This window comes from Curtobacterium sp. PvP017, assembly GCF_054060195.1.
In genome coordinates, this window is sequence record NZ_JBSSCY010000005.1 from 59,313 (window position 1) to 74,286 (window position 14,974).

At 70.3% G+C, this 14,974-nt stretch carries 15 protein-coding genes; 8 read left to right on the plus strand and 7 right to left on the minus strand.

Going from position 1 to position 14,974, the window contains the following annotated elements; genetic code table 11:
* Positions 1–184 precede the first annotated feature (184 nt).
* Both ettA and ACVKXF_RS11300 read left to right on the plus strand, forming a co-directional pair.
* On the plus strand, positions 185–1,870 hold the full coding sequence (gene ettA, locus ACVKXF_RS11295; protein WP_111086790.1) for an energy-dependent translational throttle protein EttA: 1,686 nt from the start codon (positions 185–187) through the stop codon (positions 1,868–1,870).
* A 32-nt stretch (positions 1,871–1,902) separates the two neighbouring features.
* Positions 1,903–2,358 carry an acyl-CoA thioesterase gene (locus ACVKXF_RS11300; protein ID WP_222660160.1) on the plus strand — a complete coding sequence of 152 codons (456 nt, stop codon included), beginning with the start codon at positions 1,903–1,905 and terminating at the stop codon, positions 2,356–2,358.
* Here ACVKXF_RS11300 and ACVKXF_RS11305 read toward each other — a convergent pair.
* Positions 2,345–3,208, minus strand: coding sequence for an acyl-CoA thioesterase (locus ACVKXF_RS11305; RefSeq protein WP_456795765.1), 864 nt, complete (start codon positions 3,206–3,208; stop codon positions 2,345–2,347). The genes ACVKXF_RS11300 and ACVKXF_RS11305 overlap by 14 nt on opposite strands.
* Positions 3,209–3,255: 47 nt before the next feature.
* Here ACVKXF_RS11305 and ACVKXF_RS11310 point away from each other — a divergent pair, with 47 nt between their 5' ends.
* Both ACVKXF_RS11310 and ACVKXF_RS11315 read left to right on the plus strand, forming a co-directional pair.
* On the plus strand, positions 3,256–3,957 hold the full coding sequence (locus ACVKXF_RS11310; RefSeq protein ID WP_123313433.1) for a hypothetical protein: 702 nt from the start codon (positions 3,256–3,258) through the stop codon (positions 3,955–3,957).
* 37 nt (positions 3,958–3,994) lie between these two features.
* Complete coding sequence (locus ACVKXF_RS11315; RefSeq protein ID WP_456795766.1) at positions 3,995–4,837, plus strand: NAD-dependent epimerase/dehydratase family protein; 843 nt, start codon at positions 3,995–3,997, stop codon at positions 4,835–4,837.
* Positions 4,838–5,031: 194 nt separating this feature from the next.
* Here ACVKXF_RS11315 and ACVKXF_RS11320 read toward each other — a convergent pair whose 3' ends face one another.
* From ACVKXF_RS11320 to pepN, 3 genes are all read right to left on the minus strand, one after another.
* Complete coding sequence (locus ACVKXF_RS11320) at positions 5,032–5,547, minus strand: globin (protein ID WP_456795887.1); 516 nt, start codon at positions 5,545–5,547, stop codon at positions 5,032–5,034.
* A 59-nt stretch (positions 5,548–5,606) separates the two neighbouring features.
* Positions 5,607–6,674 carry a mechanosensitive ion channel family protein gene (locus tag ACVKXF_RS11325; RefSeq protein WP_396290573.1) on the minus strand — a complete coding sequence of 356 codons (1,068 nt, stop codon included), beginning with the start codon at positions 6,672–6,674 and terminating at the stop codon, positions 5,607–5,609.
* A 77-nt stretch (positions 6,675–6,751) separates the two neighbouring features.
* The gene (gene pepN, locus ACVKXF_RS11330; RefSeq protein ID WP_396290575.1) at positions 6,752–9,331 is read right to left on the minus strand and encodes an aminopeptidase N; all 2,580 of its coding nucleotides are present in this window, start codon (positions 9,329–9,331) and stop codon (positions 6,752–6,754) included.
* A gap of 225 nt (positions 9,332–9,556) precedes the next feature.
* Here pepN and ACVKXF_RS11335 point away from each other — a divergent pair, with 225 nt between their 5' ends.
* On the plus strand, positions 9,557–10,117 hold the full coding sequence (locus ACVKXF_RS11335) for a mycothiol-dependent nitroreductase Rv2466c family protein (protein WP_396291104.1): 561 nt from the start codon (positions 9,557–9,559) through the stop codon (positions 10,115–10,117).
* 36 nt (positions 10,118–10,153) lie between these two features.
* On the opposite strand, the gene ACVKXF_RS11340 is transcribed toward ACVKXF_RS11335, so the two are convergent.
* Positions 10,154–10,672 carry an N-acetyltransferase family protein gene (locus ACVKXF_RS11340; RefSeq protein WP_456795767.1) on the minus strand — a complete coding sequence of 173 codons (519 nt, stop codon included), beginning with the start codon at positions 10,670–10,672 and terminating at the stop codon, positions 10,154–10,156.
* Here ACVKXF_RS11340 and ACVKXF_RS11345 point away from each other — a divergent pair.
* From ACVKXF_RS11345 to ACVKXF_RS11355, 3 genes are read left to right on the plus strand one after another with little or no spacing between them, the layout of a single operon-like run.
* Positions 10,671–11,279 (plus strand): helix-turn-helix domain-containing protein, encoded by a 609-nt coding sequence (locus tag ACVKXF_RS11345; RefSeq protein ID WP_456795768.1) that lies wholly within the window; start codon positions 10,671–10,673, stop codon positions 11,277–11,279. The genes ACVKXF_RS11340 and ACVKXF_RS11345 overlap by 2 nt on opposite strands.
* 22 nt (positions 11,280–11,301) lie before the next feature.
* Positions 11,302–11,799: a ribose-5-phosphate isomerase gene (locus ACVKXF_RS11350; RefSeq protein WP_123293994.1), complete on the plus strand. Its 498-nt coding sequence runs from the start codon at positions 11,302–11,304 to the stop codon at positions 11,797–11,799.
* A gap of 9 nt (positions 11,800–11,808) precedes the next feature.
* Positions 11,809–12,738, plus strand: a complete 930-nt coding sequence (locus tag ACVKXF_RS11355; protein WP_123313440.1) for an Fpg/Nei family DNA glycosylase — start codon at positions 11,809–11,811, stop codon at positions 12,736–12,738.
* Between the two features lie 7 nt (positions 12,739–12,745).
* Here ACVKXF_RS11355 and ACVKXF_RS11360 read toward each other — a convergent pair whose 3' ends face one another.
* Both ACVKXF_RS11360 and ACVKXF_RS11365 read right to left on the minus strand, forming a co-directional pair.
* The gene (locus ACVKXF_RS11360) at positions 12,746–14,182 is read right to left on the minus strand and encodes an amidohydrolase (RefSeq protein ID WP_456795769.1); all 1,437 of its coding nucleotides are present in this window, start codon (positions 14,180–14,182) and stop codon (positions 12,746–12,748) included.
* Between the two features lie 29 nt (positions 14,183–14,211).
* Complete coding sequence (locus ACVKXF_RS11365; RefSeq protein WP_456795770.1) at positions 14,212–14,865, minus strand: FMN-binding negative transcriptional regulator; 654 nt, start codon at positions 14,863–14,865, stop codon at positions 14,212–14,214.
* Positions 14,866–14,974: the final 109 nt, after the last annotated feature.

Sequence of the window (14,974 nt, forward strand, 5' to 3'; positions counted from 1 at the left end):
CATCCCGTCCGTGATCCTGAGCCGGTCCGCGTCGTGGTGAGCGACGGGCCCCGAGGTGGTTGGCGAGGACAACCTACGTCGTCGCCACGGATCCCGACAGACCCCCGTCCGGTCGGGTGCGCGAAGCGGCGATCCGGTCCCGGGCGCGCGACGCACCGGCGGTGTCACTACACTTGGGGCCGATATGGCTGAGTACATCTACCAGATGGTCCGCGCCCGCAAGGCGGTCGGCGACAAGCTGATCCTCGACGACGTCACGATGTCGTTCCTCCCCGGCGCCAAGATCGGCGTCGTGGGACCGAACGGTGCCGGCAAGTCGACGATCCTGAAGATCATGGCCGGTCTCGACCAGCCGTCGAACGGTGAGGCGAAGCTCACGCCGGGCTTCACCGTCGGCATCCTCATGCAGGAGCCGGAGCTCGACGAGACGAAGACCGTGCTCGAGAACGTCCAGGAAGGCGTCGGCGAGATCCACGCGAAGCTCGCGCGCTTCAACGAGATCTCCGCGCTGATGGCCGAGCCCGACGCCGACTTCGACGCGCTCCTGGCCGAGATGGGCACGCTGCAGGAGGAGATCGACGCCGCCGACGCGTGGGACCTCGACTCGCAGCTCGAGCAGGCCATGGCCGCGCTCCAGTGCCCCCCGGGGGACGAACTCGTCACGCACCTGTCCGGCGGTGAGAAGCGTCGCGTCGCGCTCTGCAAGCTCCTGCTCCAGAAGCCCGACCTGCTCCTGCTCGACGAGCCCACCAACCACCTGGACGCCGAGAGCGTGCAGTGGCTCGAGCAGCACCTGCAGCAGTACCACGGTGCCGTCCTCGCCGTGACCCACGACCGGTACTTCCTGGACCACGTGGCCCAGTGGATCGCCGAGGTCGACCGTGGTCGCCTCTACCCGTACGAGGGCAACTACTCGACGTACCTCGAGAAGAAGCGTGCGCGCCTCGAGGTGCAGGGCAAGAAGGACGCGAAGCTCGCGAAGCGCCTGTCCTCGGAGCTCGACTGGGTCCGCAGCAACACCAAGGGCCGTCAGGCGAAGTCGAAGGCCCGTCTCGCCCGGTACGAAGAGATGGTCACCGAGGCCGAGCGCACCCGCAAGCTCGACTTCGAGGAGATCGTGATCCCCGTGGGCCCGCGTCTGGGCTCGCAGGTCATCGACGCCGAGAAGCTGCACAAGCAGTTCGGTGAGCGCGTCATCATCGGCGACCTGTCCTTCACGCTGCCCCGCAACGGCATCGTCGGCGTCATCGGCCCGAACGGTGTCGGCAAGACGACGCTGTTCAAGACGATCGTCGGCCTCGAGCCCCTCGACGGCGGCACGCTGAAGATCGGCGACACGGTCGACATCTCCTACGTCGACCAGAGCCGTGGCGGCATCGACCCGAACAAGAACCTGTGGGAGGTCGTGTCCGACGGGCTCGACTACATCCAGGTCGGCAAGACCGAGATCCCGTCCCGCGCCTACGTCTCGCAGTTCGGGTTCAAGGGCCCGGACCAGCAGAAGCGGGCCGGCATCCTGTCGGGTGGTGAGCGCAACCGTCTGAACCTCGCGCTGACCCTCAAGCAGGGCGGCAACCTGCTGCTCCTCGACGAGCCGACGAACGACCTGGACGTCGAGACCCTCGGCAGCCTCGAGAACGCCCTGCTCGAGTACCCCGGTTGCGCCGTGGTCATCACCCACGACCGGTGGTTCCTCGACCGCATCGCGACGCACATCCTGGCGTGGGAAGGTCTCAACGAGGACGGCACGCCGAACTGGTACTGGTTCGAGGGCAACTTCGAGGCGTACGAGGAGAACAAGATCGAGCGCCTCGGTGCCGACGCCGCGAAGCCCGGTCGCGCGACGTACCGCAAGCTCACCCGCGACTGACCCGCGTGGCGAGACTGCACGCTCCCATCCGCATGCGGTGGAGCGACATCGACGCCTACGGTCACGTCAACAACTCCGCGATGCTGCGCCTGCTCGAAGAGGCGCGCATCGTGGGGTTCTGGGGGCCGGATGCGGGCGAGCTGACGGATGACGGCAGCCTGCCCGAGCCGATCATCGACGGCCGGCCGGGCTCCGGCACGATGACGGTGATCGCCGGACAGCGTCTCGAGTACCTCGCGTCGATCCCGTACCTCCGGCAGCCGCTCGACATCCAGATGTGGATCGGCCGCCTCGGTGGAGCGAGCATCGACGTGTCGTACGAGGTCTGGTCGCCGGTCGGGCAGCAGCCGGCCGAGCTCTACACCCGGGCAACGACGGCGCTCGTCATGGTGGACGCCGCCACGAACCGTCCTCGGCGGCTGACCGAGGCCGAGCGTGCGGCGTGCGAGCCGTACCTCGAGGCTCCGGTGGAGTTCAGCCGCCCGTAGGCACCCGCATCATGCCCTCCTGCGCCACGGTCGCCAGCAGACGGCCGTCGCGGGAGAACATCCGACCGAACGCGAGCCCCCGGCCGCCCTGCGCGCTGGGGGACTCCTGCGTGTACAGGATCCACTCGTCGGCCCGACCGTCGCGGTGCCACCACATCGCGTGGTCCAGGCTGGCGCTCTTCACGCCGGGTGTGCCCCAGGCGACACCGTGCCGCCGCATGATCGGTTCGAGGATCGACAGGTCGCTGGCGTACCCGAGGACCGCGCGGTGCAGGGCTGGGTCGTCGGGCAGGTCGCCCTGCACGCGGAACCAGACCGCCTGGTGCGGGACGTGTTCGCCCTGCACGTCGACGAACACCGGGCCCTCGACGTGCCGGAGGTCGATCGACCGCTCGGCCCAGGCCTTGGCGACGGGGTGGTCGATGGCGGACAGGATCGACGCGGCCGACGGCAGCGACTCCGGCGCCGGGGTGTCGACCGGGTACGGGTCCTGGTGCTCGACCCCGGTGTCCGGCACCTGGAACGACGCGATCATCGAGAAGATCGGTACGCCGCGCTGGTAGGCCTGCACCCGCCGGGTCGCGAAGGACCGGCCGTTGTGGATGCGTTCGACGCCGAAGGTGATCGGCACGTCGATGTCACCGGGGCGCAGGAAGTACCCGTGCATCGAGTGGATGTCGCGCCCCTCGATGGTGGCCTGTGCGGCGACGATGCACTGGGCGAGCACCTGGCCGCCGAACACCCGCCCGCCGGGGGACCAGTGGTTCGCGCCGGTGAGGATCGTCTCACCGGTGCTCGCACCGGTGTCCTCGAGTCGGAGTGTCCGCAGGAAGTCGGGTTCGCCGTTCACGAGGTGCAGTCTACGAACACAGGGTGCGCCGGTAGGATCGGTGCGACATGGGCACCTCGTTCACGCTTCCCGACGCCGCCTCCCTCGGGGACCTCCGCACGTACCTCGGACGTGCCGCTCGGATCGAGGACGGCTCGGTCCGGTTCATCGCCGACTCCGGCGTCCTCGCGGTCTACACGGCGATCCTCTACCCCCTCGGGCTCCTCGACGAGCTGCCGACGGTCCTCGGACTCCGGACGTTCTCGCTCACCGAGCCCGCGACGATCGATGCCGTGGTGCCGCTGCAGTCGCTGCTCGAGCGGCTGCGACTCCTCGCCGAGGAACAGGACGCCGAGCACGCCGACGGTGCCGACCCGACGCGGGCCACCCCGATCGAGGTCGAGCTCCCGCACGAGGTCCACACCGTGACCTGGGCAGCGATCTCACCGCCTCGTGGTGGGTGGGTGCCGCTGCCGGACATCTCGCCGGAGCTGCTGCGCCGCGCCACCCGCGACGGCATCGCCGAGGTCGCCGACGCCGTCCCGACCAACGCGGGCGAGGCGATCATCCGCAAGGTGCGCTCCGAGGTCTGGGGCCGTCCGGTGCCGGGCATCGAGCACCTGCCCGCTGGTGCAGGCTTCGCGGGGGAGAGCCTCGGCTTCCTCGGTCACGACCCCGTCCGACTGTTCGAGACGGGTCCGTGGAGCCGTCTGACGACGTCGCGCGGGCACGTCCTCGTCAAGCGCCGCGCCTGGACCCTGAACCCGTAGCGAGCGTCGCGTCCTGCCCGGGTGGTTGGCTGGCGGCATGCACGTCTTCCTCACCGGCGCGTCCGGCTACATCGGTTCCTCCGTCCTCCGCGCCCTCGTCGCCCACGGGCACCAGGTGACCGCCATCGTGCGCTCCGACGAGAAGGCGAAGCGCGTCCGTGATGCCGGCGGGCACGCGCTCGTCGAGGACGTCACCGACACCGAGGTCGTCGAACGGCTGCTGCACGAGACCGACGGGGTCGTCCACACCGCGTCCGCTCCCGATGTCGACCCCGACTTCGTGGCGACGGTCCTCCGCGCGTACTCCGGCACCCCGAAGCCGTTCGTGCACACGGGCGGCATCTTCACCTTTGGCAACTCGACGGACATCTCCGAGCAGTCGCCGATCGACCCGCCCGAGCTGACGTCGTGGCGCACGGCGAACGAGGCAGCCGTTCGGGCGAGCGACGCGCGGACCACGATCGTCGCCCCGGGCATCGTGTACGGGCACGGTGCGGGGATCCCCGCGATGTTCGTCAGCGACGGCACGCAGCCGGTCACCCTGGTCGGCGACGGCTCGCAGCGCTGGACCACGGTGCACGTCGACGACCTCGGCGAGCTCTACGTCCTCGCGCTGGAGCGGGCCGAGCAGGACGGCTACATCGTCGCCGCCACCGGGGACAACCCCACGGTGCGGGAGCTCGCCGAGGCTGGGGCCCACGGGTCTGACGTCGTGGCCGAGAGCGTCGATGCCTCGCGTGAGCGACTCGGCACGGCGTTCGCCGATGCCCTGCTCCTGCACCAGGAGGCTTCCGGTGCACATGCCCGCTCCGCGTACGGCTGGAACCCGACGCACCCGTCCCTCGTCGAGGACCTCGCCACCGGCTCGTACGTGCGCTGAGGACGACCAGCGGCCCTCGACGACGGCTTCAGCGCCGCCGAGGTTCCACAACACGCCGCGCACCGTTCGCCGAGGTTCCACGATCGGCGCGAGAGGCCGCCGAGATGTGCAGATTTTGGAACCTGAAGGGCAGTCAGGACCTGCAGGCAGTCAGGACCTGCGGGCAGTCGGGACCCAGGCGCCGACGGCAGGGGTCAGTCGAAGGTGTTCGTCATGGCGTGCGCGGCGCGGTCGAGGTACGCCCAGAGCTCGGCCTCGTCCAGGGGCGCGAGTTCGAGTGACTCGACGGCCTCGCGCATGTGGTGCAACCACCGCTCGCGGGCCTCGGACGTGATGCGGAACGGGTTGTGCCGCATGCGCAGCCGGGGGTGTCCGCGCTGTTCGCTGTAGGTGCCCGGACCGCCCCAGTACTGCTGCAGGAAGGCCGACAGGCGCCAGATCGCGCCCTCGAGGTCGTCGGCCGGGTACATCGGCCAGATGACCTCGTCGTGCTGCACACCCTCGTAGAAGCGCCGGACGAGCCGGTCGAAGGTGGGAGCTCCGCCGATCCGCTCGTACAGCGAGCCGGTGGCCGAGGCCCCGTGCTCGCCGACCCGCAGCGTGATCGGTTGCGCCGGGACGCCGGGCACGCCGAGGCCGGCAGCCCCGCCGGGCACGCCGAGGCCGGCAGCCCCGCCGGGCACGCCGAGGCCGCCAGCCCCGCCGGGCATGCCGAGGCCGCCAGCCCCACCGGACTTGCCGGGGCCGTTGCTCGGGGGAGTGGTATCGGTCACTGGGGGTCCTTCCCACCGTCGTGGTGGTCGTCGGTGCGGATCGGCTGCCCGAGCACGTTGCGCTTGGTGCGGCGCGGCTTGGTCGGTGCCGGGGTGGGCCGGGTCTGGACGGATCGCAGCCCGTTGATCGAGGTCGCGTTCTCCCAGCCCTCGGGCATGATCATCGCCATGGCGGGAAGGGTGACGCCGAGGTCGTCGACGGCGTGCTTGAGGCGGGCGCGGAGTTCGCGTCCGACGACGTCGAGCTCGGACGCGCGGGTCTTCACGACGAGCCGGAAGACCATGCCGTCCTCGGAGATCGACTGCAGCCCCCAGATCTCGGGCTTCTCGACGATGCGCTGGCGCCAGCGGGGCTCCTGCGACATGGTGACGGCGGCCGCGAGCAGGGCGTCCTGCACGGCGTCGATGTCGGTGTCGTAGGGGACCGTGATGTCGACGAGGACCCGCGACCAGCCCTGTGACAGGTTGCCGACGCGCAGGATCTGGCCGTTCGGCACGAACCACAGGATGCCGTTGACGTCACGCACCTGCATGACGCGCAGCCCGACGTTCTCGACCACGCCCGTGGCCTGTCCGGTGTCGACGACGTCCCCGACGCCGGCCTGGTCCTCGAGGATCATGAAGATGCCGGACAGCAGGTCCTTGACGATCGACTGCGCGCCGACGGCGAGGCCCGCGGCGACGAGCGAGGCGCCACCGACGATGCCGACTGCGGCGTTCGGAACCAGGAGCGGGATGATCACGACGAGGGCGATGACCACGACGATGACCGTGGCCAGGTTCTGCAGGACGCTCCCGAGTGTGCGGGTGCGCTGCACGACGCGTGCGGTCTGCACCGGCGACGCGATGAGCGCCTGCGTGTCGGTCGCTCCCTGCCGCTTCTTGACGCCGGAGACGACGCGGTCGACGACCTGACGGATCACTCGGCGCAGGATCAGCCGGAGGACGACGGCGACGAGGATCGTGATCACGATGACGATCGCGTCGTGCCAGGTGGTCACGAAGTCGGTGAAGGCGTTCGAGACGGCCTTCGTGGTCTCATCGGTGGTTGCAGCGAGGCTCATGATCCGGACGATGCTAGAGGGCGGGGCCTCGGCGTTCCATGAGGAACGCCAAGACCCCGCCGATCAGAGCTCGACGCTCAGGCGTCCGCCGCCTGCACCCGGAGCGCACGCTCCGTGCCCGCGACGCTCTCGGAGACGATGCGCCGCAGCGCCGGGGTCTCCGGGTGCGCCTCGAGCCACGCGTGCGCGGCGTCGCGGAGCTCGGCGGACGCGAGCGGCGCCGGGTACAGGCCCGAGACGATCGTGTCGGCCATGTGGTAGCTGCGCTCGGCCCAGATGCGCGTGAGCACCTCGAAGTACTTCGGCACGAGGCCTTCGAGCACGACGGGGCTGTTCACGTGCTGGAACCCGACCGTGGTCTGCCGCACGATCGCGTTCGGCAGCTCGGACGAGTCGACGAGCGACGCGAAGGCCGCGAGCTTGCCCTCGGCGGTGGGGATCGTCGCACGGGCGCGGGCCGCGGCCTGCTCACCCGACGCGGTCTTGTCCGCCGCGAGTTCGGCGTCGACCTCGGCGTCGGAGGCGGCACCGGCGAGCACGAGGCCCTCGAGCAGCTCCCAGCGCAGGTCGGTGTCGATCTCGAGGCCCTGCAGCGTGACCGACCCGTCGCGCAGCCCCTGCAGGGTGGCGACGTGCTCGGGCGTCGATGCGATCTGCGCGAAGAACTTCACGAACTGGAACTGCGCGTCCGAACCGGCCTCGGCCGAGGCCGCGAGCTGCCAGAGGGTGTCGCCCACCGTGCGGACCGTGGCGTCGACCTTCGACGGCGCCACGTAGTTGCGCGTCGTCAGGAGCAGCTGCGACAGGGTCGTGCGGATGGTCGTCGACTCGGACTCGGTCGCGATGTTGCCGAGCGCGAGCCGGACGTAGTCGCTGGCGGGCGACTCGGCGTCGCGCGTGGCATCCCACATCGCACCCCAGACGATCGAACGGGCGAGCGGGTTCGCGATGGCCGCGAGGTGCTCGATCGCCGTCGTGCGGGACTGCTCGTCGAGACGGATCTTGGCGTAGGCCAGGTCGTCGTCGTTGAGGAGCACGAGGTCGCCGCGCTGCACACCGACGAGCTCGGGGACCTCGGTGCGTGCGCCGTCGACGTCGATCTCGACGCGGTGCACCCGCTCGAGCTTGCCGCCGGACGACGCGGTGTCGGCACCGAACGGCGCGGAGTCGTCCGTCCCGAACGCGTAGACGCCGATGGCGAGGCGGTGCGGGCGGAGCGTGGGGTGGTCGGCCGGCGCTTCCTGCAGGACGGCGAACGAGGTGATCGCGCCGGACTCGTCGACCTCGATCTCCGGGCGGAGCGTGTTGACGCCCGCGGTCTCGAGCCAGAGCTTCGACCACCCGGACAGGTCGCGGCCGCTGGTGGCCTCGAGCTCGACGAGCAGGTCACGGAGTTCGGTGTTCGAGTGGTGGTGCTTCTTGAAGTAGGCGGAGACACCGGCGAAGAACGCGTCGATGCCGACCCACGCCACGAGCTGCTTCAGGACGGAGCCGCCCTTGGCGTAGGTGATGCCGTCGAAGTTGACCTGGACGTCCTCGAGGTCGTTGATCGTCGCGACGATCGGGTGCGTCGAGGGGAGCTGGTCCTGGCGGTAGGCCCAGGACTTCTCCATCGCCTGGAACGTGGTCCAGGCCTCGGTCCACTCGGTGGCCTCGGCGGTGGCGATCGTGGACGCCCACTCGGCGAACGACTCGTTCAGCCAGAGGTCGTTCCACCACTTCATCGTGACGAGGTCGCCGAACCACATGTGCGCGAGCTCGTGCAGGATCGTGACGACCCGGCGCTCCTTGATGGCGTCGGTCACCTTCGAGCGGAAGACGTAGGTCTCCGTGAACGTGACGGCGCCCGCGTTCTCCATCGCGCCGGCGTTGAACTCCGGCACGAAGAGCTGGTCGTACTTCTCGAACGGGTACGGGACGTCGAACTTCTCCTCGTAGTAGGCGAAGCCCTTCTTCGTGGTCTCGAACACGTACTCGGGGTCGAGGTACTCGGCCAGCGACTTGCGCGCGAAGACGCCGAGCGGGATGGTGCGGCCGTCGCTGCTCGTCAGTTCGTCGCGGACGACCTCGTACGGGCCGGCGATGAGCGCGGTGATGTAGCTCGAGATGGTGGCGGTGGGCGGGAAGGCCCAGGTCGCGACGTCGCCGTCGACGTGGGGCTCGGGCGTCGGGGAGTTCGACACGACCTGCCACCGTGACGGCGCCGTCACGGTGAAGGAGAACTGTGCCTTGAGGTCAGGCTGCTCGAACACCGCGAACATGCGGCGCGAGTCGGGGACCTCGAACTGGGAGTACAGGTACACCTCGTCGTCCACCGGGTCGACGAAGCGGTGCAGGCCCTCGCCCGTGTTCGTGTACAGCGCGTCGCTGACGACCACGAGCTCGTTCTGCTCCTGCAGGTCGTCGAGCTGGATGCGGACACCGTCGTTCACCGCGGCGACGTCGAGCGCGGTGCCGTTCAGGGTGACGGAGTGCACGGTCTTCGTGATCGCGTCGATGAACGTGGACGCACCGGCGGTCGCGGTGAAGCGCACGCGGGTGGTGCTGCCGAAGGTCTCGGCGCCGCGGGTCAGGTCGAGCTCGACGTCGTACGTCTGCACGCTGACGATGCCGGCACGTTCCTGGGCTTCGGTTCTGGTGAGGTTCTCTCCGGGCACGCAACGCTCCATCTTCGCTGGGGACGCGGACGATCGTGTCCGCGAGGGGAGTCCCGGCACGGCGTCGTGCACCGGCGGGACGATGGGTTCCAGCCTAGCGACGCCGCGTACGCTCGGAGCGTGAGCGAGACGACTGAGGACAAGACGACGGAACACCCGACCGGAGACACGACCGAACGAACCACCGTGGAGTTCTGGTTCGACCCGAACTGCCCCTGGGCCTGGATGACGAGCCGCTGGGTGGGCGAGGTCGCCGAGCACCGCGACCTCGACGTGACGTGGAAGGTGATGAGCCTGTTCGTCCTCAACGAGGACCAGGACATCCCTGAGGAGTACCGCGAGCGCATCCACAAGGGACAGCTGTACCCGCGCATCGTCACGGCGGCGCGGCTCCGGCTCGGCCAGGACGTCGTCAAGCCGCTCTACGACGCCCTCGGCGAGCACGTCCACCACCGCCAGGAGCAGGACCCCGACCAGGTCGTCCCCGCCGTGCTCGCCGAGCTCGGTCTCGACGCCGACCTGCTCGAGTACGCCTGGACGGACGAGGTCGACGCCGCCGTGCGCGCGAGCCACCAGGACGGCATCGACCGGGTCGGACAGGACGTCGGCACGCCCGTCATCGCGGTCGCCGGCACCGCGTTCTTCGGACCGGTCATCTCCCCGGCACCCAAGGGGCAGGAAGCGCTCGACCTGTGGGACGGCGTCGTCGCCGTGGCGAAGTACCCCGGCTTCTTCGAGCTCAAGCGCTCGCGCACCGTCGGTCCGATCTTCGACACCACCGACTGACGGGAGGCGCGGCTCGCCACCGCCACGTCCGTCCCGTCAGGCGAGGGGCAGGCGCATGAGCGTCAGGTCCAGCCAGCGGTCGAACTTGCGTCCGACCTCGGGCACGACCGCGACCGTGCTGAACCCGAGCTTGGTGTGCAGGGCGATCGATCCGGTGTTCGTGCTGCAGATCCCCGCCATCATGACGTGCCGGCCCTCGGCGGTCGCCCGCTCGACGAGCGACCGCATCAGGGTCGAGGCGATGCCTCGGCCGCGGAACGACTCGACCACGTAGACGCTGTGCTCGACGGTCAGGCGGTACCCGTGGTGCGGCCGCCACTGCGAGTACGTGGCGTACCCGGCCACGGTGCCGTCGACCTCGGCGACGAGCACGGGGTACCCGTCGCCCTGCCGTTCGGACAGCCAGGTGTCGAAGTACGCGCGCGGGTGCGGCTCCTCCTGCCAGATGGCGGTGGAGTGCAGCACGGCGTCGACGTGCAGGGCGTGCACGACGTCGAGGTCGGCCGGGGTGCAGTCGCGGACCACGACTCCGTTCGTCGCATATGCTGTCGTCATGTCTCACATCGTAGACGACGAGCCGGGTCTCGCGGAACGGGCCCTCGGCGAGCGACTCCAGCGCCTCCGGACCGAACGGAAGTGGAGCCTCACCGAGCTCGCCGAGGAGTCCGGCGTCTCCCGCGCCATGATCAACCGCGTCGAGCGCGGGGTCTCCAGCCCCACCGCGACGATCCTCGGGCGGCTCTCCGGCGCCTTCGGCATGACGATCTCGCAGCTCCTCGACGAGGCCCTCGAGCACGAGGTGCCCAGGGCGACCGATCCCGACGACGCACGCGGCATCCAACGCGGCGTGACCGCCGAGTCCTGGACCGATCCCGACACCGGGTACCGCCGCCGTCCGGTCTCGAGCGCGACCTTCCCCGCTGACGTCACCGAGGTGCGCCTCCCGGCCGGCCGCGAAGTGGCCTACCCGGCGTCCGCCTACGCGTTCCTGCGCCACTGCATCTGGGTGGTCGACGGCGTGCTCGAGCTCGTCGTCGGCGGCGAGTCGACGCGGCTCGCCGCGGGCGACCGGATCGAGTTCGGCGACCCCGCCGACGTGGTCTACCGGAACCCGGGCGACGGGCCCACCCGGTACGTCGTCGTGGTGGTCCGGGGGCAGTAGCCGCAGGAATAGGATCGGTTCCATGCGCATCCACCTCGGAACGGACCACGCCGGCCTCGAGTTCAACCAGACCCTCGCGACGCACCTGACGGAAGCCGGGCACGAGGTCGTGGACCACGGACCGACCGAGTACGACGCGCTCGACGACTACCCCTCGTTCTGCATCAACGCCGCGCACGCCGTGGTGCAGGACCAGCGCGCCGGTGTCCAGGCGCTCGGCGTCGTGTTCGGCGGCTCCGGCAACGGCGAGCAGATCGCCGCGAACAAGGTCGAGGGCGTCCGCGCAGCGCTCGTCTGGAACGAGTCGACCGCGCTCCTCGCGCGTCAGCACAACGACGCCAACGTCATCTCGATCGGTGCCCGCCAGCACACCGAGGACGAAGCGATCCGCTTCGTCGACCTGTTCATCGCCGAGCCGTTCTCGGGTGAGGAGCGTCACGCCCGCCGCATCGCGCAGCTCGCCGAGTACGAGCAGACGGGGCACATCGCCGGCAAGCAGATCGACGGCTCGGCCGAGTAGACAGGTCCCATGCCCGAGGGTCACTCCGTCCACCGAATCGCCAACCAGTTCACCCGGCACTTCGTCGGCAAGCGCTGCGAGGTGTCCAGTCCGCAGGGGCGGTTCGCCGCCGGAGCCGCGCAGCTCGACGGCAAGCGGATGATCGCTGCCCGGGCGGTGGCGAAGCAGATGTTCCTCGAGTTCGAGGGCGACCTGTTCCTCCGCGTCCACCTCGGCCTCTACGGCGCGTGGGACTTCGCGGGGGTGATCTCCACCGCCGAGGCGCTGTCGGACGACGACGACCGCGAAGAGTCGCTCAGCTCGATCGGCGCACCGCGGCTGGCCCGGTACCGGATGGCCGAGCAGGAGAAGGCGGAGGACCCGATCGAGTCCTTCCCACCGGACCCCGTCGGCCAGGTGCGCGTCCGGATCCTGACCGAGGACACCGTCGCCGACCTGCGCGGCCCGACCGCGTGCGTCGTGGAGACGCCGGCCGAGGTGCAGCGCGCCCTCGACAAGCTCGGCCCCGACCCGATGAACGACGACGGCCCCGAGGCCGAGAAGGTGTTCGTCGACAACGTCCGGAAGCGGAACGTCGCCATCGGGCAGCTGCTCATGGACCAGTCGGTCGTGGCCGGCATCGGCAACATCTACCGTGCCGAACTGCTGTTCCGGCAGCGCATCGACCCGTACAAGCCGGGCAAGAAGATCACTGTCAAGCAGGCGAAGGCGCTCTGGGCGGACTGGTCGAAGCTGCTGCACGACGGCGTCCGTGACGGCCTGATGATGACGATGGACGACCTGTCCGAGGCCGACCACAAGAAGGCCCTGCGCTCGCGCAAGGACCGCCACTGGGTCTACCACCGGCAGGGCGAGCCCTGCCGGGTCTGCGGCACCGAGATCCGGATGGCCGACATGGCCGGCCGGAAGCTCTACTGGTGCCCGAAGGACCAGAAGTAGCGCGCCTTCAGAGTTCGCAGTACGTGAACCGCCCGGCGATCGCGGTCGCGAGCACCCGCATCGAACGCAACGCGGACGACGACGCCGTGAGCGGGTCCGACCCGACGAGCACGAGGTCCGCGACGTCGCCGACGACCACGCTGACCCGACCGTCCGTCGACCCCTGCCACGCGGCGAGCGCCGAGAGCCGTTCGGCGGGGTGCCACGGGTCGCGGCCGTCGCGGTCGCGCCCGACGGCCGCGGCCATCGACACCCACGGGTCGAGGGGCGCCACCGGGGCGTCCGACCCGAGCAGCAGTCGGGCTCCGGCTCGGGCGAGCGACGCGAACGCGAAGGCGCGGTCGGTGCGGCCCGCCCAGTGCCGGTCGGCGATGTCGCGGTCGTCCATGGCGTGCTCGGGCTGCACCGAGGCGGCCACCCCGAGCCTGGCGAACCGGTCGACGTCGGTGTCGACGAGGAGCTGCGCGTGCTCGATGGTGCCGCGGGCGCCGACGGCCTCGAAGACGTCGAGCGCGAGGGTGTTCGCCCGGTCGCCGATCGCGTGGATCGCGGGGACGAGTCCGGCGTCGACGGCCCGGCGGGTGATGGCCACGAGGTCGTCGAACTCCCACGCGAGCACGCCGGACCCGTCGGTCATGGCCGCGGTCCGGGTGCCGAGGGACCCGTCGGTGACGACCTTGAACGGCCCCATCGTCAGCAGGCCGCGGGTCCTATCGACGACGTCGCCGGTGCGGAGCCCGCGGTCGATCGCGGCATCGAGTTCCGCCGGGTAGACGCCCGACGCCACCCGCAGCGCGTCGGTGCCGGCGTGGATCCGGCGCGCCCAGCGGTCGAGGCCGAAGCGCATCTCGAGGTCGACGACGCCCGTCACACCGCGGGCGGCAGCGGCCTCCGCCGCGTCGGCGACGTACCCGTCGAGCAGGTCGTCCGGCACCTGCGAGAGTGCACCGGTCACGTCGAAGGCGTCCTGCTCGCGCAGGACCCCGTCGTCACCCGCCTCGAGCGAGCGGCCGACGAGTGCGGAGAAGTGGGCGAGCGCGAGGGCGTTGCACCAGACCGCGTGCAGGTCACCGCTGATGACGACGGTCGGGAGGCCCGGTGCGGCCTGATCGAGCAGCTCGCGTCGTGCGGGGGTCGGCCACAACCCGTCGCGGTAGCCGTGTCCGATCAGCACGCGGTCCGGCGCCCCGGTCCGCGCGACCGCTGCGAGGAGGTCGGCGGTCGACTCCGCGGAGTCGCAGCCGGAGACGTCGACGCGGCGGCGCACCAGCGCCCACTGGTCGAAGTGCGTGTGGTGGTCGCGGAGGCCGGGGCCGAGCCACGCGCCGGCGGTCTCGACGACCTCGGTGTCGGGGCCTGCGGGGTCGAGCGTGCCGGCCGGCGCGATCTCGGCGACCCGGCCGTCGGCGATGCGGACGTCGGCAGGGGCCCCGGAGGTGCCCACCCTGCGGACGGTCCTGAGCAGGATCTCCGTCACCGTTCCTCCCGATCGTCAGCGCGCGCAGCGTGCGCTCGTTCCATCTCGTCGGCGAGCGCCGGCGACGCGTAGGGTCCGTCGCCGCGCAGCCCCGCGATGATGCGGTCGACGACCTCGGGCGCCTTGTTCTGCGAGAGCTTCGCGCGGGCGTCGAACCGGGTGATCCGGATGCGGATGCCCACGGTGCCCTTCGCCATCCGGCGCGCGGTCTCCTCGTCGATCTCGAGGGACACCGGCTCGGGCATGACGCGCTCGAAGTGGTCGACGAGTTCGCCGAGCACGCGGAAGTTCTCGTCGTCGGACAGCAGCTCCGGCGTGCCCCACAGGTGTGCGGTGACGTGGTTCCAGGTGGGCACGAACTGTTCCGGCGGGTACCAGGCGGGGGAGACGTACCCGTGCGGACCCTGCACCACGACCAGGACCTCGTGCCGGCCGAGTTCGTGCGCGACCTCGTCCGGACGGCCGACGTGCGAGACGAGCACGATCTCGTCGGGGTCGTCGTCCGGGCCGGGTGCCTCGAGCAGGAACGGGTAGTGCGACGCGACGATCCCGGCGTCGGTGTGCGACACGATCGTGGCCCACGGGTTGCCCGTGACCAGGCGCTTGACCTCGTCGACGTCCGTCATCAGGAAGTGGGGTGTGTGCCGCATGGTCCGAGCGTGGCACACGGCCCCGGCCGAGCGCGACACCTGTCGTTTCGCGAGTGTTTCAGCACGGTAAAAGTTTCAGAGTTCATTGAAAGAAGCATTGTGCCGGGTA